This window comes from Pseudomonas mendocina (assembly GCF_900636545.1).
Classification (GTDB): Bacteria; Pseudomonadota; Gammaproteobacteria; order Pseudomonadales; family Pseudomonadaceae; genus Aquipseudomonas; species Aquipseudomonas mendocina.
This window is the reverse complement of record NZ_LR134290.1, coordinates 4,725,033-4,744,647: the sequence shown is the minus strand read 5'-3', so window position 1 is coordinate 4,744,647 and position 19,615 is coordinate 4,725,033. Positions and strand designations below refer to the sequence as shown.

The window sequence follows — 19,615 nt, the reverse complement described above, 5'->3', positions numbered from 1 at the left end:
AGCATGCTCAATACGCTGCGCAAGATCGTCCAGGAAGTGAACGCCGCCAAGGATCTCAAGGCGGCGCTGTCGATCATTGTGCAGCGTGTAAAAGAAGCGATGGGCAGCCAGGTTTGTTCAGTCTATCTGCTGGACCCGGAAACCAACCGCTTCGTGTTGATGGCCACCGACGGCCTCAACAAGCGCTCCATCGGCAAGGTCAGCATGGCGCCCAGCGAAGGTCTGGTCGGCCTGGTGGGTAGCCGCGAAGAGCCGTTGAACCTCGAAGACGCCGCCAGCCACCCGCGCTATCGCTACTTCGCCGAGACTGGCGAGGAGCGTTATGCCTCCTTCCTCGGTGCACCGATCATCCACCACCGCCGCGTGATGGGTGTGCTGGTCGTGCAGCAGAAGGAGCGGCGTCAGTTCGACGAGGGCGAAGAAGCCTTCCTGGTCACCATGAGCGCGCAGCTTGCAGGCGTCATCGCCCATGCCGAGGCAACCGGCTCGATTCGCGGTCTGGGGCGCCAGGGCAAAGGCGTACAGGAGGCCAAGTTCGTCGGCGTGCCGGGTGCGCCGGGGGCAGCGGTCGGAACCGCTGTCGTGGTGCTGCCCCCGGCCGATCTCAATGTAGTTCCAGACCGAAGCGTCGATGACATCGCCGCCGAGCTGGAACTGTTCGACAAGGCGCTGGGTTGGGTGCGCGAGGACATGCAGGAGCTTTCCGAAAAGCTCGCCACCCAACTGCGCAAGGAAGAGCGCGCGCTATTCGACGTCTACCTGATGATGCTCGAGGACGCCGCGCTGGGTAATGAGGTGCGCAAGATCATCCGCACCGGCCAGTGGGCGCAGGGCGCCTTGCGCCAGGTGGTGCTCGACCACGTCAAGCGCTTCGAGCTGATGGACGATGCCTACCTGCGCGAGCGCGCCAGCGATGTACGTGACCTGGGCCGCCGCCTGCTGGCCTACCTGCAGGAAGAGCGCAAGACCTCGCTGGTCTACCCCGACAACACCATTCTGGTCAGTGAGGAGCTTTCGCCGGCGATGCTCGGCGAAGTCCCGGAAGGCAAGCTGGTCGGCCTGATCTCGGTGACTGGCTCGGGTAACTCCCATGTGGCGATCTTCGCCCGCGCCATGGGTATTCCCACGGTTATGGGCGTGGTCGACCTGCCGTATTCGAAGATCGACGGCATCAAACTGATTGTCGACGGCTACCACGGCGAAGTCTTCACCAACCCCAGCGAGCTGCTGAGCAAGCAGTACGCCGATGTGGTCGAGGAGGAGCGCCAGCTCACCGAGGGCCTCGACGCCCTGCGTGCGTTACCCTGCGAAACGCTCGATGGCCATCGTATGCCTCTGTGGGTCAACACCGGCCTGCTCGCCGATGTGGCCCGTGCCCAGCAGCGCGGTGCCGAGGGTGTCGGCCTGTATCGCACCGAAGTGCCGTTCATGATCAACGAGCGCTTCCCCAGCGAGAAGGAGCAGCTTGCTACCTACCGCGAACAGTTGCAGGCCTTCCACCCGCTGCCGGTGACGATGCGCACTCTGGATATCGGCGGTGACAAGGCGCTGTCCTATTTCCCGATCAAGGAAGAGAACCCCTTCCTCGGCTGGCGCGGTATCCGCGTCACGCTCGACCATCCGGAAATCTTCCTGGTGCAGACCCGCGCCATGCTCAAGGCCAGCGAGGGGCTGAATAATCTGCGCATCCTGCTGCCGATGATTTCCGGCACTCAGGAGTTGGAAGAAGCGTTGCACCTGATCCACAGAGCCTGGGGCGAGGTGCGTGACGAAGGCACCGATGTGCCGCTGCCGCCCATCGGCCTGATGATTGAAATTCCCGCGGCGGTGTACCAGACCCGCGAGCTGGCGCGGCAGGTGGATTTCCTCTCGGTGGGTTCCAATGACCTGACCCAGTATCTGCTGGCGGTGGATCGCAACAACCCGCGCGTGGCCGATCTCTACGACTTCCTCCACCCGGCGGTGCTGCAGGCATTGCAGAAGGTGGTGCATGACGCCCATCTGGAAGGCAAGCCCGTGAGCATCTGCGGCGAGATGGCGGGTGATCCGGCGGCGGCTGTGTTGCTGCTGGCCATGGGCTTCGATTCGCTGTCGATGAACGCCACCAACCTGCCCAAGGTGAAATGGCTACTGCGGCAGGTCACCCAGAGCAAGGCCAAGGAACTGTTGGGCCAGGTGATGACCATGGATAACCCGCACCTGATCTACAGCACCCTGCACTTGGCACTGCGTAATCTCGGCCTGGGGCGGGTGATCAACCCGGCGTCCAATATCCAGGCTTGAGTCGCGCTCCCTGGATTGCACCCAAGCTACCTGCGTAACGCGACTTCACCCAGCACGGCGCCATTTGGCCCGAAGCTGCGCTCGGTGATACTCCAGTGCCCATCCCGGTCAAGATTCAACACGGTGCTGGCGCGGGTGCCATAGGCCTCGCCGATGATGAATGTAGTCGAGAGCAGGCGCTCCGTCGCCAGCCCTACGCCCGTGTCCGGTAGCAGGTGATCGGCGGGCGGGCTGCGGTCAGCCAGTAGCGCCAGCAGGGCTTCATCCTCTGCCTCGATACGCTCTCTCAGGGCGTCCTTGGCACTCAGCAGCTTCGGCCAGGGGGTGTCGAGGCTGGCGTTGGACATCCCGTAGATGCCGCGCTCCAGTTGCCTGGGCCGTCTTTCCTGAGAGTTGAAATGCCAGAGCTGATGGCGATCACCGACCAGCAGGTTGAAACCGGGGTACTCGGCCGCATCGCGCATGATCCTGTCGAGATACGCAGGCGCCGAATCCTGGCCTTGCAGGTAGTCGGCCGTCAGTGCACCGCGTGAACGCGGGCCGGCTTTCTGTCTCAGGTCGCGGATATTGGTCAGTGCGGCGAAGCGGCCCAGGGTGGTGATGCCAAGCCAGGTGCCACCGGCTTGCAGGTCACGGCCGGCGAATACGCCAGGGGCGTCCGGCCACTCGCCCAGCGCTGCGCTGGGGCGCGCATGGAACTCGTCACGATTGGATGCCAGGCGCAGCACCGTCGGGCTTTCCGGCTGCCAGGCGAAGACGATCAGGCACATGCGCATTCCTCCAGTGGCGAGTCTGGCAGGCTAGCGAGCTGAGCCGCAGGCGGCAACCGTTCTGTCGATCCGTGTGCCGTTGCGAAGGCATTTCCGCTACCATGCCGCTTTGTTTTCGGGGGTGTCGATGGAACTGCTGCTCTACCTGGTGCTGGGTTCGGCTGCCGGTGTGCTGGCGGGTCTGTTCGGCGTGGGTGGCGGTCTGATCATCGTACCGGTGCTGGTGCTGAGTTTTACCTCACAGGGTATGGCGACGGAGATTCTCACCCACCTGGCAGTGGGCACGTCGCTGGCGACCATCGTCTTCACCTCGATCAACTCATTGCTCGAACACCATCGCAAGGGGGCGGTGCGCTGGCCGCTGTTTCGCTGGCTGAGCCTGGGCATTCTGCTCGGCGCGGCGCTGGGTGCGCTGACCGCAGCGCTGATCCAGGGGCCGATGCTGCAGAAGATCATCGGGACCTTCGCGATCATCGTGGCCGCGCAGATGGCGCTGGACCTGAAACCCAAAGCCAGCCGCGGTGTCCCAGGCAAGCCGACGCTGACGGTGGCCGGTGGTGTGATCGGCTGGGCCTCGGCAATCTTCGGCATCGGCGGTGGCTCGCTGACCGTGCCCTTTCTGGTCTGGCGCAGTGTGCCGATCCAGCAGGCGGTGGCGACCTCGGCAGCCTGTGGTTTGCCCATCGCCATCGCCGGTGCGCTGAGCTTCATGTTTACCGGCTGGGGGAATGCGCATCTGCCGCCTTGGAGCGTCGGTTTCGTGTACCTCCCGGCATTGCTGGGCATCGCAGTGACCAGCATGTTCTTTGCCCGTTTTGGTGCGCGCCTGGCTCATCGCCTGTCGCCACAGTTGCTCAAGCGCCTGTTCGCCCTGCTGCTGTTCAGCGTGGGCGTGAGTTTTTTCATTTAAGGAGTCCTGGATGCTGCCTTATCCGCAGATCGACCCGGTGGCCATCGCCCTCGGTCCCCTGAAAATCCACTGGTACGGCCTGATGTACCTGGTCGGTATCGGTGGCGCCTGGCTGCTGGCTTCGCGCCGGCTGGAGCGTTTCGACTCGACCTGGAACAAGGACAAACTGTCCGACCTGGTGTTCTGGGTGGCCATGGGGGTGATTCTCGGTGGGCGACTGGGCTACGTGTTGTTCTACGATCTGCCGGCGTACATCGCCGAACCGGCGAAGATCCTGCGGGTCTGGGAAGGCGGTATGTCTTTCCATGGCGGACTGATCGGGGTGATGCTGTCGACCTGGTGGTTCGGCAAGCGCAACGGCAAGAGCTTCTTCGAGCTGATGGACTTCATCGCGCCGCTGGTACCGATCGGCCTGGGCGCCGGGCGGATCGGCAACTTCATCAACGCCGAACTCTGGGGCAAGGCCACTGACGTGCCCTGGGCGATGGTCTTCCCCACCGATCCACAGCAACTGGCGCGCCATCCATCGCAGCTTTACCAGTTCGCCCTGGAAGGCGTGGCGCTGTTCACCATCCTCTGGTTCTATTCGCGTAAGCCGCGCCCGACCATGGCCGTGTCCGGCATGTTCGCCGCCTGCTACGGCGTGTTCCGCTTCATCGTCGAATTCGTCCGTGTGCCCGACGCCCAGCTTGGCTACCTGGCCTGGGGCTGGCTGACCATGGGCCAGGTGCTGTGCGTACCGATGATCCTCGCTGGCCTGGGCCTGATCGCCTACGCCTACAAGCGCCAGCCCGTACAAGGAGCCGTGTGATGAAACAGTACCTCGACCTGATGCGCCACGTGCGTGAGCACGGCACCTTCAAGGAAGACCGTACCGGCACCGGCACCTACAGCGTGTTTGGCTACCAGATGCGCTTCGACCTGGCTGATGGTTTCCCAATCGTCACCACCAAGAAGTGCCACCTGCGCTCTATCATCCACGAGTTGCTGTGGTTCCTGCAGGGTGACACCAACATCAAGTACCTCAAGGACAACGGTGTCAGCATCTGGGACGAGTGGGCCGACGAGAATGGCAACCTTGGCCCGGTCTACGGTTACCAGTGGCGCAGTTGGCCGGCGCCCAATGGTGAGTCCATCGACCAGATCGCCAAGTTGATCGAGATGATCAAGAAAAATCCGGACTCGCGTCGCCTGATCGTCTCAGCCTGGAATCCGGCGCTGGTCGAGCAAATGGCGCTGCCGCCGTGCCACGCGCTGTTCCAGTTCTACGTGGCTGACGGCAAGCTCAGTTGCCAGCTCTACCAGCGCTCGGCAGATATCTTCCTCGGCGTGCCCTTCAACATCGCCAGCTATGCGCTGCTGACGCTGATGGTGGCGCAGGTGTGCGATCTGCAGCCGGGTGAGTTCATCTGGACTGGCGGTGATTGCCACCTGTACGCCAACCATATCGAGCAGGCCGATCTGCAGCTGACCCGCCAGCCGCTGCCGCTGCCGACCATGAAGCTCAACCCCGAGGTGAAGGACCTGTTGGCCTTCAAATTCGAGGACTTCGAGCTGGTGGGCTACGAAGCGCACCCGCATATCAAGGCGCCGGTGGCGGTCTGACATTGAAGTGGTGGGCTTTAGCTCTCCGATTGTATGGAGAGGTCGTTGCGCAGGCGCTCTACCTGTTCGGCGCGCTCGGCCTCTTCCAGGCGTGCGCCTGGATTCAGTGACGACCATTCGGGATGCGCGCGCGCCACGTTCAGTGGTGCGGGCAGCCTGCCCTGGCGCCACAGAGTTTCCTGCGGGGCACCGAGGCTGATGGCGTCCATGGCGGCGTGGCCGCGCTTGTTCAGCGCCGCCAGCAACTGTTGTTGGCGCAGGGCGAGCAGGCGTAGCACGGCGTCGTCGACGGTCAGTTCGCGCTGGCCCTTCAATTTGCCTTTCAGCCGTTGCCCATAGTTGCGCAGGGTCTGTGCGCTGCCACCGATCACTGCGCCCAATGCAGCCGCCGCGCCCATGGTCAGGCCGCCGACCAGCAAGTCGATGCCAACGCCGGTGGCCGCACCCGCGGCCATGCCGCCGCCGACCTTGATGCCGAGCTGCTTGAGAGTTTCGGGATTGAACAGATCATCGCCCCAGCGACCGTCGAGCAACGGCAGGTCGGCCGCTTTGGCATCGCTGCTGCGAAAGGCGTACAGGCGCAGCAGCGCTTCGACGCAGCGCTGCTCGCGCTGGCGGATGGCCGTGCGCAGCTCGCTGATCGCGCCCTGTTCCAGCACTGGCTGGGCGGCGACGCTGCGGCGACAGGCGGCGCAGTCGATCAGCAGTTCGGCGATCAGCCGGTTGCCGGCCTGGCGTCGAGCCCGGCGCTGCGCTTCGTGATCCTCGATCAGGCGCTGCAACTGCGGGCGCGAACGTTCCAGCAGCAGCGCCAGGCTCTCGTAAAGGCGTCGTTCGCCGTCCTCCGGCGGCGCCACGCTGTCGAACGCCACCAATGCATGCAGGCCGAGGCGGGCCAGGGCCTCGCGCCACTCACCTTCGCGGTGCTGGCTGCTGGCAACGAAATTGAGGACCGGCAGCAGCGGGCGGCCACACATGGTGAGTACCGCCAGTTCGTCACGGTACTTGGCCAGCACCGGTTCGCGTACGTCGATCACATAGAGCCCCGCGTCGGACGCCATGAGCTGACGTAGCACCTTGGCCTCCTGCTCATAGCGCTGGCGTGCCTCGCTGCCTTCGAGAAAACGCGCCAGCCGCGCCGGGCCATCCAGGCGTTCGCCGGGACGGTCAAGGCGCTCCAGATAATCGAACAGGGCGATGGCGTCTTCCAGGCCAGGGGTGTCGTACAGCTCAAGCAGCGCCTGGCCCTCTACCGACAAGCGAGCGCCCTCGACATGACGGGTGGTGCTGGCACGCGGTGATACCTCGCCGAACTCCACATCGCGAGTCAGCGTGCGCAGCAATGAGGTCTTGCCGACATTGGTATGGCCGACCAGGGCCAGTTTCAGTGGGTCAGTCATGGCCCGTCTCCAGCCAGCTCAACGGCGCACTGTCGCCATGCTGCAATCCGAGGTTGGTGATTGCCTGATGCCAGTCCGCCAGGCGTGCGCTGTCTAGAACCTCGCCGGGCGCGGGTGGCAGCAGCCAGATGCGGGTGGCGGAGGACGAGCGCGCCAGTTCGCCGAGCAGTGCAAGAGTGCCGCGATCTGGCGAGCGCCGCGGGTCGCAAGCGATGGCCAGGCGCTCAGGGGGGAAGCGGGTCAGTTGCTCGAGCAATTGCCGGCGCTGTTCGCGGTTGTCGATCACACCGGCATTGGCTACGCCCTTTGGCAATGGAGCAGGCGGCCAGGGGCGCCGGTCGTCGAGCTCCAGGCCAAGCAGGAGGGCGCCGCTGCCCGGCTGGGAATGGGCACCACCTTGCGGCTGGTGCAGGGCGGCTGGGGCCAGATCACAGACACCGAGGCGTTCGCTGTCCGGTTGCAGGCGCTGGCGCAGCAGGCTGTAGCCGGGCAGGTCGAGGTCCAGGCTCAGTGCGCCTTTGCCGGACTGCCAGCGCCATAGGCACAGCAGTGCCAGCAGCAGGCGTGGCAGCAGACCGTAGATCAGCACTACGCCGACCAACCAGCCGGCCCAGCTTTGCCTGGCCGCCTCGCTGGCGATGGCGGCGTCGCCGCTGGCGCGTATCAGTTCGACGTCCGGCAGGCTGAAGCCGAACAAGGCGTGCAGGGCGCCGATGGCCTGGGTCAGGGCGATGAAGGTGTCACCACCAAGGATGGTCGTTTCCCAGACGAAGCCATAGCGGCGCGTGGCGAGCAACAGCAGCAGGGTGGCCAGAGCTGCGAGCATGGTCAGCGTCCACAGACCGTTGACCAGCAGGCCCAGGCCCCAGCGAGTCAGACGTTGGCGTTGCAGCATCAGCAGCAGAGCCGGGGCCAGTTGCGCGGCGCTAGCGTCGCGCGCCAGCTTCTCGCTGAGCCACAGCCACAGGCGCCCGAGTGCGCCGGGGTGATCGCGGGTCAGCAGCAGGCCGAGCAACCAGCCCACCAGCATCAGCAGATTGAGCCCGAGCAGGCTGCCCAAAGCCCAGAACACGTTGACCGGCTGGCGACCGTCCCCGAGGGCAGCCAGGGCCAGGCCGATGCCGCTGAGTAATGCCAGCAGGGTGAGTAGCAGGCCAGCCAGACGCGCGCCTTGCAGCCAGTGCTGCAGCGCTTGCCACTGTCCATCACGACGTGCCAACAGCAGGGCACGATGCTGGATACGCTCAACCAGCTCGCTGTGCTCGGCTCGGGCCAGGCGATTGGCCTCGGTGTCCTCGAGCGGGCCGGCGTGTTCTTCGCGTAGGCGAATCGTCTCGCTGAGCCAGAGGCGTTGGAATACGGTGGGGGAGGAGGCGTCAGTCACGCGGCGTCTCGTCGTTCGGATCAGGGGTTGAGAATAACCCCTGATCCGTTCCGGCGCGACTCAGTGCGTCTCGCGCAGGCGTACCGCGATGTCCGGTTGGTCGATGAACAGACCGTCGATGCCAGTGGCAAGGAAGGCGCGCAGTTCGGCCTCGATGTCGCCGCGCTCGCTCGGCTCGCCATCACTGCGCAGGCTGGTGGGCAGGAAGGCATTCTCGGCGCGGAAGGTGTAGGGGTGCACCTTGAGCTTGGCGGCATGGGCATCGTGCACCAGATGGGTCGGCGTGGTCAGGTTGCCGGCGGCGTCACGCGGGATGATCATGCCTTTTTCCGGGCCGATGCCGCTGGCGTAGCGGGCAATGGCCTGCAGCCCCTTGGGCGTGATCATCTGCGCGTAGCCCAGGCCGGTGCCGAGCACCTGTTGGTCATAGGGCTGGCCCTCGGTCCAGAGTAGCTGCACCAAACGCACCTGAGTCAGGCGGCTCAGGGTCTTGAGGTTCTCCACTTCGAAGGACTGGATGTACACCGGCGCCTTGGCACTGTCGTATCCGTTGCGCTTGAGTACCTTCACCAACGGTTTCTCCATGGCCAGGCCTATCTGCTGGAAATGCGTCGGGTGCTTGGTTTCCGGATACAGGCCGATGACCCGCTGCTGGCTGAGTTGCAGGCTTTTCACAAGGTCGATGATTTCCTGCAGGGTTGGAATTTCGAACTGGCTATCGAAGCGCGTATTGGCTGGACGCACCTGCGGGATGCGCTCGATGGCACGCAGGGTCTTGAGTTCGGCCAGGGTGAAGTCCTCGCTGAACCAGCCTTCCAGGCTGACGCCATCCACCATCTGGGTGCGCTTGCGATTGGCGAATTGCGGCCGCTGCGAGACGTCGGTGGTCAGCCCCAGCTCGTTGTCATGGCGTGCCACCAGCTGGCCGTCGCGGGTCATTACCAGGTCCGGTTCGACGTAATCCGCGCCCTGGAGGATGGCCAGGGCGTAGGCGGCCAGCGTGTGTTCGGGGGCGTAGCCGCTGGCGCCGCGGTGAGCGATCACCAGCGGCTTGGCGTCGCCATGGGGCTTGCTCTTGTGCGCCACGGGCTGTTGCTGTGCCCAGTCGATGGCGGTTTGTACGCTGTCGGGCTCGGCTGATGCAGCCATGCCGAGGGTGGGCAGCAGCAGGCCGGCGCAGAGCAGCCAGCCGCGAAGTGATTGCGTCAACATGGTGGTACCTCCTTGCACGATGGAAACCCAAGCCTGCAACGGTAAGGATGACGATTGTGCGACAGCGGGCCAAGCCTGGCCGACTGGGTGGATCGTCAGGCAAAGCCAAAGGTGGGCTGCGGGTGCGTCAGGTGCTCTGCTATGCTCGCGACCATGAAAACGACACTGCCCCTCAGCCTCATCGCCGCGCTCGCGTACAACCGCGTGATCGGCCGTGACAATCAATTGCCCTGGCATCTGCCGGCGGACCTCAAGCACTTCAAGGCGATGACCCTGGGCAAGCCGATCATCATGGGGCGCAAGACCTGGGACTCGCTCGGTCGCCCGCTGCCGGGACGGCTCAATATCGTGGTCAGCCGCCAGCCTGGCCTGGCGCTGGAAGGTGCCGAGGTGTTCGCCACCCTGGAGGCGGCCATCGAGCGGGCCGATGCCTGGGCCCGTGAAGAGGATGCTGAGGAGCTGATGCTGATTGGCGGCGCGCAGCTCTACGACTTGGGGTTGGCCCAGGCTGATCGCCTGTACCTGACGCGTGTGGGGCTTGAGCCCGATGGTGACGCTTTCTTCCCGGAAATCGACGAGTCTGCCTGGCGCATGACGTCCAGCGTCGAGCATCCGGCTTCTGCCGAGACACCGTTCTACGCCTTCGAGGTGTGGGAGCGGCGCGGCGCATAACGATAACGACCCTCCGGCCGTCTCTGCTGCTTGATTCTCCAGCACGCGTGACGGCCAATGCCTTGCCTCTGCCGTAATTCTTCGGTGAACTTTGCTGCAGGTATTTCGATGACAGATCAATCGTCCATCGACGAGCGCCCGAGCGCCGTCGCCGCACTCTTCGTGCGCCACCCGCTGTGGGAGGATGCGCTGGCCTTGCTGTTCGGCACCGCCCTGGTGGCCCTGGGCATCGCCTTCTACACGCATGCCGGGTTGCTGACTGGCGGTACCGTTGGCATCGCGTTTCTGGCCAACTATCAGGCCGGCTGGTCGTTTGGCCTGGTGTTCTGCCTGGTCAATCTGCCTTTCTACCTGCTCGGTATCTGGCGCATGGGCTGGGGGTTCACCTTGCGTACCGGTTGCGCGGTGTTGCTGGTTTCACTGCTGGCCGAACTGACGCCACACTGGGTCGCCTTCGCCCACCTGAGTGCGATCTATGCCGCATTGTTCGGTGGCGCTGCGATGGGGCTGGGTTTGCTCATGCTGTTTCGTCACCGCGCCAGCCTGGGCGGGGTGAACATTCTCGCCCTGTACATGCAGGAACGCTTCGGTCTGCGCGCGGGCGCCGTACAGATGGCCATCGACGCGAGCATCGTGCTGGCGGCCATCTTCGTGGTGTCACCAGACAAGGTGCTGCTCTCGGTGCTGGGGGCGGTGATGCTCAATCTGGTGCTGGCGATCAATCATCGGGCGGACCGCTACGTCGGCGTCAGTTGAGCGCATCATCGAACGAGGGGCTACCTCGCTGGAGGCAGCCCCTCGTCGGTTTTGCCGGCGCGAGAGTCAGATTACTTCGGTGAACTGGATGATCTCGACCCAGTAGCCGTCCGGGTCCTTGATGAAGGCGATATCGCGCATGCGGCCGTCGGTCAGGCGCTTCTGGAAGTCCACACCGAGGTCTTCGAAACGCTGGCAGGCGGCCTTGATGTCCGGCACCGATACGCACAGGTGGCCGAAACCGCGCGGGTCGCTGTTGCCGCTGTGGTAGGCGAATTCCGGGTCCTTTTCTGTGCCGTAGTTATAGGTCAGCTCCAGTACGCCGGGGATGGATTTGCGCCACTGATGGCGGGCGGCCGGGTCAGCCGGGATCTGCGACTTGTCATTGATCAGCGCGAGGAAGTACAGGCTGAACTCGGCCTCGGGGAATTCCTTCTTCTCCAGCAGGGTGAAGCCCAGCACGCGGGTGTAGAAATCCAGCGACTTCTGCAGATCCTTCACGCGGATCATGGTGTGGTTGTAAACGAAGTCGGCGGTGGCGACGTCGGGCTTGGCTGTCACGCCGGGAATGGCGTTGAGCTCGTCGAGGGTCATGGGGTTCTCCATCAGGCGGGAAAAGGCTGTATCTCCCTAGATGGATTCGGTGGCAACGTTTTTCAAGTGTGTTGTAAGCGTAGCCAGCCCTGACCAAGCAACTAAGCAGGGGCGTTTGTAGGAGCGGCTTCAGCCGCGATTGACGCGAAGCATCGCGGCTGAAGCCGCTCCTACGGCGTATATGGTGGGCAACGCTTTTCCTGTCCACCGGTTTGGCGGGACGTTGGATGGGTGAAGCGTCGTCTACCCTACGATGGTCATCAGACCTGCAGCGTGATCAGTTCGGCTCGTACCTGGCGGCCTTCGATATCCAGGATGCCCACGCCGATGGGCAGTTTGAAGCGCCGCGGTCCGGCGCTACCGGGGTTGAGGTAGAGCACGCCGTTGCGCTCTTCATGCAGCGGTTTGTGGGAATGCCCGGTGACCACCACATCGATACCTTCGGCCCTGGGATCGATGGCCAATTGCTTGAGGTCATGCAGGACATAAAGGCTGAGCGCGCCGAAGCGCAGGGTCAGGTTTTCCGGAATCGCATCGGCCCAGGCCTCGTCATCATTATTGCCGCGCACCACCGACAGCGGCGCGATGCGCTGCAGTTCGGCGAGAATATGCGGTCCACCGATATCACCGGCATGAATCAGGTGGTCGACGCCCTGCAATGCCGCCAGCGCTTCAGTGCGTAGCAGGTTGTGGGTGTCGGCGATCAGGCCGATGCGCATGGAACTCTCCCTTCAGTGAGCGAGAGATCAGCTTGCGGCGGAACGCACTGCAATGCAAAACCCGAGTGCAAGAAAAAGCCCGGCACAGTGGCCGGGCTTTCCTATGCAACAGCGATCAGCCGTCGAGCAGAGCCTTGTTGCGCACGGCGCCCTTGTCGGCGCTGGTGGCAAGCAGGGCGTAGGCCTTGAGCGCCGTGGTCACCTTGCGGGTGCGCGGTGCGGCCGGCTTCCAGCCTTTCTTGTCCTGCTCGGCGCGACGGGAAGCCAGTTCTTCATCGCTGACCAGCAGGTTGATGCTGCGGTTGGGGATGTCGATCAGTACCTTGTCGCCGTCCTTGACCAGGCCGATGGCGCCGCCTGCGGCTGCTTCCGGCGAGGCGTGGCCGATGGACAGGCCGCTGGTGCCGCCGGAGAAACGGCCGTCGGTGAGCAGGGCGCACGCCTTGCCCAGGCCCTTGGACTTCAGATACGAGGTTGGGTAGAGCATTTCCTGCATGCCCGGGCCGCCTTTCGGACCTTCGTAGCGGATGATGACGATGTCACCTTCCTTCACTTCGTCGGCGAGGATGCCTTTTACCGCGCTGTCCTGGCTCTCGAACACCTTGGCGGTGCCTTCGAACACGTGGATGGACTCGTCGACGCCGGCGGTCTTCACCACGCAGCCGTCGAGGGCGATGTTGCCGTACAGCACGGCCAGGCCGCCTTCCTGCGAATAGGCGTGCTCGACGCTGCGGATGCAGCCGTTCTCGCGGTCGTCGTCCAGGCTCGGCCAGCGGGTGCTCTGGCTGAACGCGGTTTGGGTCGGGATGCCGGCCGGGCCAGCCTTGAAGAAGTGGTGAACCGCTTCGTCCTGGGTCTGGGTGATGTCCCACTGGGCAATGGCTTCGGCCATGTTGGGGCTGTGTACGGTGTGCACATCGGTGTGCAGCAGGCCGCCACGGGCCAGTTCGCCGAGGATAGAGAAGATGCCACCGGCGCGGTGCACGTCTTCCATGTGGTACTTCTGGATGTTCGGCGCCACCTTGCACAGCTGCGGCACCTTGCGCGACAGGCGATCGATGTCGCGCAGGTCGAAGGCGACCTCGCCTTCCTGGGCCGCGGCCAGCAGGTGGAGGATGGTGTTGGTCGAGCCGCCCATGGCGATGTCGAGCATCATGGCGTTCTCGAACGCCTTGAAGTTGGCGATGTTGCGCGGCAGCACCGACTCGTCGCCTTCGCCGTAGTAGCGCTGGCACAGCTCGACGGCCAGGCGGCCGGCGCGCAGGAACAGCTGCTCGCGATCACTGTGGGTGGCCAGGGTCGAACCGTTGCCCGGCAGGGAAAGCCCTAAGGCTTCGGTCAGGCAGTTCATCGAGTTGGCGGTGAACATGCCGGAACAGCTGCCGCAGGTCGGGCAGGCGCTACGCTCGTACTCGGCGACCTTCTCGTCGGAGGCGCTGGAGTCGGCGGCGATGACCATGGCGTCGACCAGGTCCAGGCCGTGGCTGGCCAGTTTGGTCTTGCCGGCTTCCATCGGGCCGCCGGAGACGAAGACCACCGGGATGTTCAGGCGCAGGGCGGCCATCAGCATGCCGGGGGTGATCTTGTCGCAGTTAGAGATGCAGACGATGGCGTCGGCGCAGTGGGCGTTGACCATGTACTCCACGGAGTCGGCGATGATCTCGCGGCTCGGCAGCGAATAGAGCATGCCGTCGTGGCCCATGGCGATGCCGTCGTCCACGGCGATGGTGTTGAATTCCTTGGCCACGCCGCCGGCTTTCTCGATCTCGCGGGCGACCAGCTGACCCAGGTCCTTGAGGTGCACGTGGCCGGGCACGAACTGGGTGAAGGAGTTGGCGATGGCGATGATCGGTTTCTTGAAGTCTTCGTCCTTCATCCCGGTGGCGCGCCACAGGGCGCGGGCGCCGGCCATGTTGCGGCCGTGGGTGGAGGTTTTCGAGCGGTAATCGGGCATGACGGTATTCCTGCGACTAATTCGGTTGTGTGTGCGGTGAGCGTCGTCGAGCGGCAGATCGCCGCGGTGTCAGGAGGCTGCATGACGAAACGGGATCACCGTTCGTACGGCCGGGGCTCACGGGCCCGCCGGAGGATTTCTGGCGAGGAATGCAGTGATTCTACGCCCGCCGAGGCGGGCGGGGGAAGGTTGCCGGTCAGGCACGCTCGGCGCGCAGGATATGCACGGGAATTTGCTCTAGGGGAATCTCGCGCCCGACCGCGCCGAGTTTCTTCGCTTCCTTGGGCATGCCGTAGACCACGCAACTGGCTTCGTCCTGGCCGAAGGTCTGCGCACCGGCCTCGAACATCTCGCGCAGGCCACGGGCGCCGTCGTCACCCATGCCGGTCATGATGATGCCGGTGGCGTTGGCGCCGGCGGCGCGGGCGGTGGAGCGAAACAGCACATCCACCGAGGGCTTGTGGCGGCTGACGGGCGGGCCGTCGACCACTTCTACCATGTACTGCGCACCGCTGCGTTTGAGCAGCATGTGGCGACCGCCGGGGGCGATCAGGGCGCGGCCAGGGATGACGCGGTCGCCATGGCGCGCCTCCAGTACCTCGATCTGACAGAGGCCATTGAGGCGTTCGGCGAAGGCGGCGGTGAAGCGTTCCGGCATGTGCTGGACGATGACGATGCCGGGGCACACGCGCGGCAGGGCGGTGAGGATAAATTCCAGTGCCTGAGTGCCGCCGGTGGAGGTACCGATGGCCACCACGCGCTCGGTGGTGCGGGCCATGGCCGGCTGGCTGGCGGGAATCACGGCATCGGCGCCCAGCTTGGGTTGTACCGGAACCTTGCTCTTGGCCAGTTGGCGCATATTGGCACGGGCTGCGGCCTTGACGGCCCCGAGCAGGTCATCGCTGGCATTGACCAGAAACTTGCTCAGGTTGACCTGGGGCTTGGTGACGATGCTTACGGCGCCGGCGGCGAGGGCCTGCATGGTGGTGCTGGCGCCTTTTTCGGTCAGTGTCGAGCAGATCACTACCGGGGTGGGGCGCTCGGCCATGAGCTTCTTGAGGAAGGTGATGCCGTCCATGCGTGGCATTTCCACGTCGAGGACGATCACGTCCGGCCACTCACGCTCCATCTTGCTCAGGGCGAACAGCGGATCGGCAGCGGTGCCCAGAACCTCGATCGCCGGGTCGGCTGCCAGTACCGAGGCCAATACCTGGCGGACGACGGCAGAGTCGTCGACGATCATGACTTTGATGGGTTTCATGCAGGTTGTACTCCAGTGGGACTTCCACTGTCAGCGACGATAGGGGATAGCTTCAGGGCCAGTTGGCCGCTCCAGATGTCGAAGAGAAGATGGCGATGGCCGGTTCCGCCGACGTGTTCGCCGTGACTCATCAAGCCGTACGTAGCGAGGAGCTTGTAGGCCATGTCGATATTTTGCTGACCGACGTGGCGTGTGCTGCGCGCGCGAACGCCGATGTGCGGAAACATGTTGCCGCCGCCGAATACACGCACGTGATATTCCTTGACCCGTGTGCCGTGGGCGCTCATAGCTTTGAGCAAGAGCTGCATGGCTTCGTCACCATAGCGGCCATCCAGCTTTTGGCCAGGCATGCCACGGGTCGGCAGCATGTAGTGACACATACCCCCAAGTCTGTGGCGTGGATGCCAGAAAACCAGGGATACGCAGGAGCCGAGCAAGGTGCGAATCCGCGTGCCGACGCCTGCGAAGTGCAGATCGCCGGGTTGTAGATAGACATCACGCGGTGTAACGGGTCTAGGCATCGGGTTTGCGATAGATCGAGGGTTTCACGACCTTGAGCGTGTCATCGATGCCGTTGAGGCTTTCCGAATGGCTGATCAGAAAGTAACCGCCTGGCCGCAGGCGGCTCAGCAGGCGCTTCACGACCTGGCGCTTGGTGTCACCGTCGAAGTAGATCATGACGTTACGCAGGAAGATCACATCGAATTGACCGACTTCCGGCAATGAATTGTTCAGGTTGATCTGCTCGAAGCGCACACGCCGACGCAGTGCTGGGTCGATGAGCAGATTGCCCTCGTTGGCACCGACGCCGCGAAAACAGTGGCGTACCAGCATCCGGCGCGGGATATCCTCGCTGTCCTGCACACGATAGACCCCGGCACGCGCGCGATCCAGCACCCGCTGGCTGATATCCGACGCAAGGATTTCCCAGGGCTTTTCGCCCAGCACATCGGCCAGCAGCAGGGCAATGCTGTAGGGCTCCTCGCCGCTAGAGCAGGCGCCGCTCCAGATGCGTAACGGACGACCGCTGGGGATCAGTCCGGGCTGGCCCAGGCGCTCACGCAGGAAGTCGAAATGCTTGGGTTCGCGAAAGAAGTAGGTCTCGTTGGTGGTCAGCAGGTCGACGCAGGTCTGCAGCTCTGCCGGGCTCTGGCTTAGGCGACGGAAGTACTCGCCGTAGCTGTCGAGCTCGAACTCGCGCAGGCGTTTGCTCAGGCGGCCGGCGACCAGAGGCTTCTTGGCATCGGAAAGGCTGATACCGGCGATCTCGTGAATCAACTGGCGAAACCTGGCGAATTCCTGATCGCTCAGGGCGATGGCGGCGCTGCTCATGGGCTTTCCTGCGCCGTGGTAGCGTGCGCGCCGGCTTGCTCCAGCAGGGCTATCTCGTCGTCGGAGAGTACCCGGCCGACATCGAGCAGGACTACCAGTCGATCGTCCAGCTTGCCCATGCCGCGAATGAAGTCGGCGCGGATGCGGTTGCCGAAGCTGGGCGGCGGCTCGATCTGTCCGCTGCCCAGCTCCAGCACTTCATTGACCGCATCGACCACCATGCCGATCACCCGCAGGCCATCGCGCGAGGCGATTTCCAGGATGACGATGCAGGTGCGTGGACCGATGACGGTGGCCTTGCCACCGAAACGCAGGCCGAGATCGATGACCGGCACCACGGCACCGCGCAGGTTGATGACGCCGAGTATGCTCGGCGGCATCATCGGTACGCTCGTCAGCCGGCCATACTCGATGATTTCGCGTACGGCGTGGATATCGACGCCGAACAGTTCCTGCGCCAGGGTGAAGGTCAGGTACTGGCCGGCGGCGTTGCTGATTGCGGCAGCCATTGGCTACTCCTGGAAGCGCACGTAACCGACTGGGAGGCCGCCTGCCATTGGCATCGCGCCATCGTCATCGATCTGCTGCGCGCGAGACGAGTGGCTCGGGCGCTGGGCCTGAACGTGACGTTGCTGGCTACGCCCGGAGGCCATGGTGTTGAGCTTGAAGAAGTCCATCAGTTGCTGCAGCTGCTCGGCCTGGCCGCTCATTTCCTCGGCAGTGGCTGCGAGCTCTTCGGAGGAGGAGGCGTTCTGCTGCGTGATCTCGTTGAGCTGGTTCATCGCGGTGCTGATCTGACCGACGCCTGAACTTTGCTCCTCGGAGGCGGCGGAGATTTCCTGCACCAGGTCCGATGTCTTGGCGATGGACGGCACGATCTCGTCGAGCAGGGTGCCGGCACGCTCCGCCAGTTGCACGCTGGACTTGGCTACCTCGCCGATCTCCTGGGCTGCCACCTGGCTGCGTTCGGCCAGCTTGCGCACTTCTGCGGCGACCACCGCGAAGCCTTTGCCGTGCTCGCCGGCACGCGCGGCCTCGATTGCGGCATTGAGGGCCAGCAGGTTGGTCTGGTAGGCGATGTCATCGACGATGCCGATCTTGTCGGCGATGGTCTTCATGGCACGTACGGTTTCCTTGACCGCCTGGCCGCCTTCGCCGGCTTCGCCGCTGGCCTTGCTCGCCATGCCGTCGGTGATCCGCGCGTTCTCGGTGTTCTGCGAGATGGAGGCGGACATCTGCTCCATCGACGCGCTGGTTTCTTCGACCGACGCGGCCTGCTCGGATGCGGCCTGGCTCATGCTCTGCGCCGTGGCGGAGATTTCCTCGGAGGCGCTGGTCAGCGCGTCGGCGGAGCTGCGTACCTCGGAGATGATCTGCGACAGGCGTTGCGACATGCTCTTGATCGCGGCGAGCATGCTGGTGGTATCACCGTTGCGGGTGGTGACCTCCACTCGCAGATCGCCCTCGGCGATGCGGGTCACCACTTCTGCAGCGTAGCCCGGCTCGCCACCCAGTTGGCGCAGCAGGCTGTGGGTGATCAGCCAGGCCAGCAGGACGGAGATCAGTGCGGCAACGCCGCCGATGATCATCAGTTGCATGCGGGATTCTTCGAACAGCGCCGTTGATTCATTCTGGGACTGTTCCATTAGCTCAGCCTGGAAGTCGGCCAGTGCGGTCGAGGCTTTCAGCAGTTCGTTGTTGGCCGGGATGATCTCGCTATAGAGATAAGCCAGCGCTCGTTCCTGGTCATCCATGAGCTTGTATATTTCGTCGTAGCGTTGGCCTACCAGCTCGCGCGCGCTGTTGATCCGTGCCAGCAGCTCAAGCGCTTTTGGGGCCGTCACGGTGTTTTGTAGGTTCTCGACGGCTTTTGCGCGCCGCTCTCGGCTCTCGCTGATCAGGGCCAGGTTCTTCTGGTCGGACGCTTGATCGTCGAGGATGATCAAGTCACGAATTAAACGCGCCTGGTTGAGCGTTTCTTCCTTGATGATGTTCGCGTCGACGATTTTGGGATAGCGGTCGTCGACGATGACGTCGTTGGAGCTGTTGATCGCGCTCATGCGCATGATCCCGAGCAGGGTTGCCAGCACCAGCAGGGCCACGACCGAGCCAAAGCCGAGGCCAAGCTTGGTCGCCACTCTCATATTCTTGAACATGGTCACTTCTCCGTATTATCTGGCTGGGCGCTCAGGCGTTTGTCGTGCGGATTTGCTGCTGCCGGAGGCCGCGATTTCGGCGACCGCCAGGGTGTTTTCGATAGTCAGCAGGACGATGAACTCATCACCCAGTCGAACCATGCCGTGTATGAAGTCGGCACGAATGGGATTGCCGAAGGCCGGCGCGGGGCGCACCTGACTGGCGACCACTTCGAGCACCTCGCTGACGGCGTCGACGATGATGCCCAGTACGTGGTCGTCCTCCTCGTCCGTCACTTCGACGATGATGATGCAGGTGCGTTTGTCGATGCGGCTTGCGCCCTGGCCGAAGCGCAGGCTCAGGTCGATCACCGGCACTACGGCGCCGCGCAGGTTGATGACGCCGTGGATGCAGGCAGCGGCCATGGGCACGCGGGTCAGTTGCGGATACTCGATGATCTCGCGCACGCTCAGGCCATCGAGTGCGTAGCGGCGCGCGTTGAGCTCGAAGGTCAGATATTGCTGCGGCGTATTCTGCTCGGGCTCCACTGTCGCCAGCGCAGTGCTCGCTGGCGGATGGTGCTCGACGTTGGCCGGGCTGCTGGAAAGACTCATGGTGGTGTGGGCT

General features: G+C 63.9%; 19 protein-coding genes. 6 read left to right on the top strand and 13 right to left on the bottom strand.

The window, feature by feature from the left end; genetic code table 11:
• Window positions 1-3: 3 nt before the first annotated feature.
• Window positions 4-2,283: a phosphoenolpyruvate--protein phosphotransferase gene (ptsP, locus tag EL191_RS22255; RefSeq protein WP_013717592.1), complete on the top strand. Its 2,280-nt coding sequence runs from the start codon at window positions 4-6 to the stop codon at window positions 2,281-2,283.
• Between the two features lie 26 nt (window positions 2,284-2,309).
• On the opposite strand, the gene EL191_RS22250 is transcribed toward ptsP, so the two are convergent.
• Window positions 2,310-3,053, bottom strand: coding sequence for an NRDE family protein (locus EL191_RS22250; RefSeq protein ID WP_041980286.1), 744 nt, complete (start codon window positions 3,051-3,053; stop codon window positions 2,310-2,312).
• A gap of 127 nt (window positions 3,054-3,180) precedes the next feature.
• Here EL191_RS22250 and EL191_RS22245 point away from each other — a divergent pair, with 127 nt between their 5' ends.
• From EL191_RS22245 to EL191_RS22235, 3 genes are read left to right on the top strand one after another with little or no spacing between them, the layout of a single operon-like run.
• Window positions 3,181-3,963, top strand: a complete 783-nt coding sequence (locus tag EL191_RS22245; protein ID WP_041980285.1) for a sulfite exporter TauE/SafE family protein — start codon at window positions 3,181-3,183, stop codon at window positions 3,961-3,963.
• Between the two features lie 10 nt (window positions 3,964-3,973).
• Window positions 3,974-4,774 (top strand): prolipoprotein diacylglyceryl transferase, encoded by an 801-nt coding sequence (gene lgt, locus EL191_RS22240; protein WP_013717589.1) that lies wholly within the window; start codon window positions 3,974-3,976, stop codon window positions 4,772-4,774.
• Window positions 4,774-5,568 carry a thymidylate synthase gene (locus EL191_RS22235; RefSeq protein WP_013717588.1) on the top strand — a complete coding sequence of 265 codons (795 nt, stop codon included), beginning with the start codon at window positions 4,774-4,776 and terminating at the stop codon, window positions 5,566-5,568. Before lgt ends, EL191_RS22235 begins: the two co-directional genes overlap by 1 nt.
• A 17-nt stretch (window positions 5,569-5,585) precedes the next feature.
• Here EL191_RS22235 and EL191_RS22230 read toward each other — a convergent pair whose 3' ends face one another.
• Genes EL191_RS22230 through EL191_RS22220 form a run of 3 tightly spaced genes read right to left on the bottom strand, consistent with a single transcriptional unit; the run spans window position 5,586 to window position 9,564 of the window.
• Window positions 5,586-6,968, bottom strand: coding sequence for a GTPase/DUF3482 domain-containing protein (locus EL191_RS22230; protein WP_041980284.1), 1,383 nt, complete (start codon window positions 6,966-6,968; stop codon window positions 5,586-5,588).
• Window positions 6,961-8,352 (bottom strand): DUF2868 domain-containing protein, encoded by a 1,392-nt coding sequence (locus tag EL191_RS22225; RefSeq protein WP_041980283.1) that lies wholly within the window; start codon window positions 8,350-8,352, stop codon window positions 6,961-6,963. The genes EL191_RS22230 and EL191_RS22225 overlap by 8 nt, the downstream gene beginning before the upstream one ends.
• Window positions 8,353-8,412: 60 nt before the next feature.
• On the bottom strand, window positions 8,413-9,564 hold the full coding sequence (locus tag EL191_RS22220) for a glycerophosphodiester phosphodiesterase (RefSeq protein ID WP_041980281.1): 1,152 nt from the start codon (window positions 9,562-9,564) through the stop codon (window positions 8,413-8,415).
• 141 nt (window positions 9,565-9,705) lie between these two features.
• On the opposite strand from EL191_RS22220, the gene EL191_RS22215 reads away from it, so the two are divergent.
• Together EL191_RS22215 and EL191_RS22210 are read left to right on the top strand one after the other, a co-directional pair.
• Window positions 9,706-10,236 carry a dihydrofolate reductase gene (locus EL191_RS22215; RefSeq protein ID WP_041980279.1) on the top strand — a complete coding sequence of 177 codons (531 nt, stop codon included), beginning with the start codon at window positions 9,706-9,708 and terminating at the stop codon, window positions 10,234-10,236.
• A 108-nt stretch (window positions 10,237-10,344) separates the two neighbouring features.
• Window positions 10,345-10,992: a YitT family protein gene (locus tag EL191_RS22210; RefSeq protein WP_041980278.1), complete on the top strand. Its 648-nt coding sequence runs from the start codon at window positions 10,345-10,347 to the stop codon at window positions 10,990-10,992.
• Window positions 10,993-11,058: 66 nt separating this feature from the next.
• On the opposite strand, the gene gloA is transcribed toward EL191_RS22210, so the two are convergent.
• The 9 genes from gloA to EL191_RS22165 form a co-directional block, all read right to left on the bottom strand.
• Entirely contained in the window at window positions 11,059-11,586 is a 528-nt protein-coding gene (gene gloA, locus EL191_RS22205) for a lactoylglutathione lyase (RefSeq protein ID WP_013717582.1), read from the bottom strand.
• Between the two features lie 260 nt (window positions 11,587-11,846).
• Window positions 11,847-12,305, bottom strand: a complete 459-nt coding sequence (locus EL191_RS22200; protein WP_041980277.1) for a metallophosphoesterase family protein — start codon at window positions 12,303-12,305, stop codon at window positions 11,847-11,849.
• A 115-nt stretch (window positions 12,306-12,420) separates the two neighbouring features.
• Window positions 12,421-14,259 carry a dihydroxy-acid dehydratase gene (gene ilvD / locus EL191_RS22195; protein WP_041980276.1) on the bottom strand — a complete coding sequence of 613 codons (1,839 nt, stop codon included), beginning with the start codon at window positions 14,257-14,259 and terminating at the stop codon, window positions 12,421-12,423.
• 196 nt (window positions 14,260-14,455) lie between these two features.
• Window positions 14,456-15,520, bottom strand: coding sequence for a protein-glutamate methylesterase/protein-glutamine glutaminase (locus tag EL191_RS22190; protein ID WP_041980275.1), 1,065 nt, complete (start codon window positions 15,518-15,520; stop codon window positions 14,456-14,458).
• Entirely contained in the window at window positions 15,517-15,888 is a 372-nt protein-coding gene (locus EL191_RS22185; RefSeq protein WP_231118644.1) for a chemotaxis protein CheD, read from the bottom strand. Before EL191_RS22185 ends, EL191_RS22190 begins: the two co-directional genes overlap by 4 nt.
• A 145-nt stretch (window positions 15,889-16,033) precedes the next feature.
• On the bottom strand, window positions 16,034-16,852 hold the full coding sequence (locus tag EL191_RS22180; protein ID WP_013717577.1) for a CheR family methyltransferase: 819 nt from the start codon (window positions 16,850-16,852) through the stop codon (window positions 16,034-16,036).
• On the bottom strand, window positions 16,849-17,361 hold the full coding sequence (locus tag EL191_RS22175; protein ID WP_017363146.1) for a chemotaxis protein CheW: 513 nt from the start codon (window positions 17,359-17,361) through the stop codon (window positions 16,849-16,851). Before EL191_RS22175 ends, EL191_RS22180 begins: the two co-directional genes overlap by 4 nt.
• A gap of 3 nt (window positions 17,362-17,364) precedes the next feature.
• Window positions 17,365-19,008, bottom strand: a complete 1,644-nt coding sequence (locus tag EL191_RS22170; RefSeq protein WP_041980273.1) for a methyl-accepting chemotaxis protein — start codon at window positions 19,006-19,008, stop codon at window positions 17,365-17,367.
• Between the two features lie 15 nt (window positions 19,009-19,023).
• Window positions 19,024-19,602, bottom strand: coding sequence for a chemotaxis protein CheW (locus EL191_RS22165; RefSeq protein ID WP_041980272.1), 579 nt, complete (start codon window positions 19,600-19,602; stop codon window positions 19,024-19,026).
• Between the last annotated feature and the right edge of the window lie 13 nt (window positions 19,603-19,615).

What these genes read in the sequence shown, in the direction of transcription:
- EL191_RS22185 (WP_231118644.1), bottom strand. Translation starts at nt 15,888, where the DNA reads ATGCTGCCGACCCGTGGCATGCCTGGCCAAAAGCTGGATGGCCGCTAT.
- EL191_RS22245 (WP_041980285.1), top strand. Translation starts at nt 3,181, where the DNA reads ATGGAACTGCTGCTCTACCTGGTGCTGGGTTCGGCTGCCGGTGTGCTG.
- EL191_RS22190 (WP_041980275.1), bottom strand. Translation starts at nt 15,520, where the DNA reads ATGAAACCCATCAAAGTCATGATCGTCGACGACTCTGCCGTCGTCCGC.
- EL191_RS22220 (WP_041980281.1), bottom strand. Translation starts at nt 9,564, where the DNA reads ATGTTGACGCAATCACTTCGCGGCTGGCTGCTCTGCGCCGGCCTGCTG.
- ptsP (WP_013717592.1), top strand. Translation starts at nt 4, where the DNA reads ATGCTCAATACGCTGCGCAAGATCGTCCAGGAAGTGAACGCCGCCAAG.
- EL191_RS22230 (WP_041980284.1), bottom strand. Translation starts at nt 6,968, where the DNA reads ATGACTGACCCACTGAAACTGGCCCTGGTCGGCCATACCAATGTCGGC.
- EL191_RS22170 (WP_041980273.1), bottom strand. Translation starts at nt 19,008, where the DNA reads ATGTTCAAGAATATGAGAGTGGCGACCAAGCTTGGCCTCGGCTTTGGC.
- EL191_RS22250 (WP_041980286.1), bottom strand. Translation starts at nt 3,053, where the DNA reads ATGTGCCTGATCGTCTTCGCCTGGCAGCCGGAAAGCCCGACGGTGCTG.
- EL191_RS22210 (WP_041980278.1), top strand. Translation starts at nt 10,345, where the DNA reads ATGACAGATCAATCGTCCATCGACGAGCGCCCGAGCGCCGTCGCCGCA.
- ilvD (WP_041980276.1), bottom strand. Translation starts at nt 14,259, where the DNA reads ATGCCCGATTACCGCTCGAAAACCTCCACCCACGGCCGCAACATGGCC.
- EL191_RS22215 (WP_041980279.1), top strand. Translation starts at nt 9,706, where the DNA reads ATGCTCGCGACCATGAAAACGACACTGCCCCTCAGCCTCATCGCCGCG.
- EL191_RS22235 (WP_013717588.1), top strand. Translation starts at nt 4,774, where the DNA reads ATGAAACAGTACCTCGACCTGATGCGCCACGTGCGTGAGCACGGCACC.
- EL191_RS22175 (WP_017363146.1), bottom strand. Translation starts at nt 17,361, where the DNA reads ATGGCTGCCGCAATCAGCAACGCCGCCGGCCAGTACCTGACCTTCACC.
- EL191_RS22200 (WP_041980277.1), bottom strand. Translation starts at nt 12,305, where the DNA reads ATGCGCATCGGCCTGATCGCCGACACCCACAACCTGCTACGCACTGAA.
- gloA (WP_013717582.1), bottom strand. Translation starts at nt 11,586, where the DNA reads ATGACCCTCGACGAGCTCAACGCCATTCCCGGCGTGACAGCCAAGCCC.
- EL191_RS22180 (WP_013717577.1), bottom strand. Translation starts at nt 16,852, where the DNA reads ATGAGCAGCGCCGCCATCGCCCTGAGCGATCAGGAATTCGCCAGGTTT.
- EL191_RS22165 (WP_041980272.1), bottom strand. Translation starts at nt 19,602, where the DNA reads ATGAGTCTTTCCAGCAGCCCGGCCAACGTCGAGCACCATCCGCCAGCG.
- lgt (WP_013717589.1), top strand. Translation starts at nt 3,974, where the DNA reads ATGCTGCCTTATCCGCAGATCGACCCGGTGGCCATCGCCCTCGGTCCC.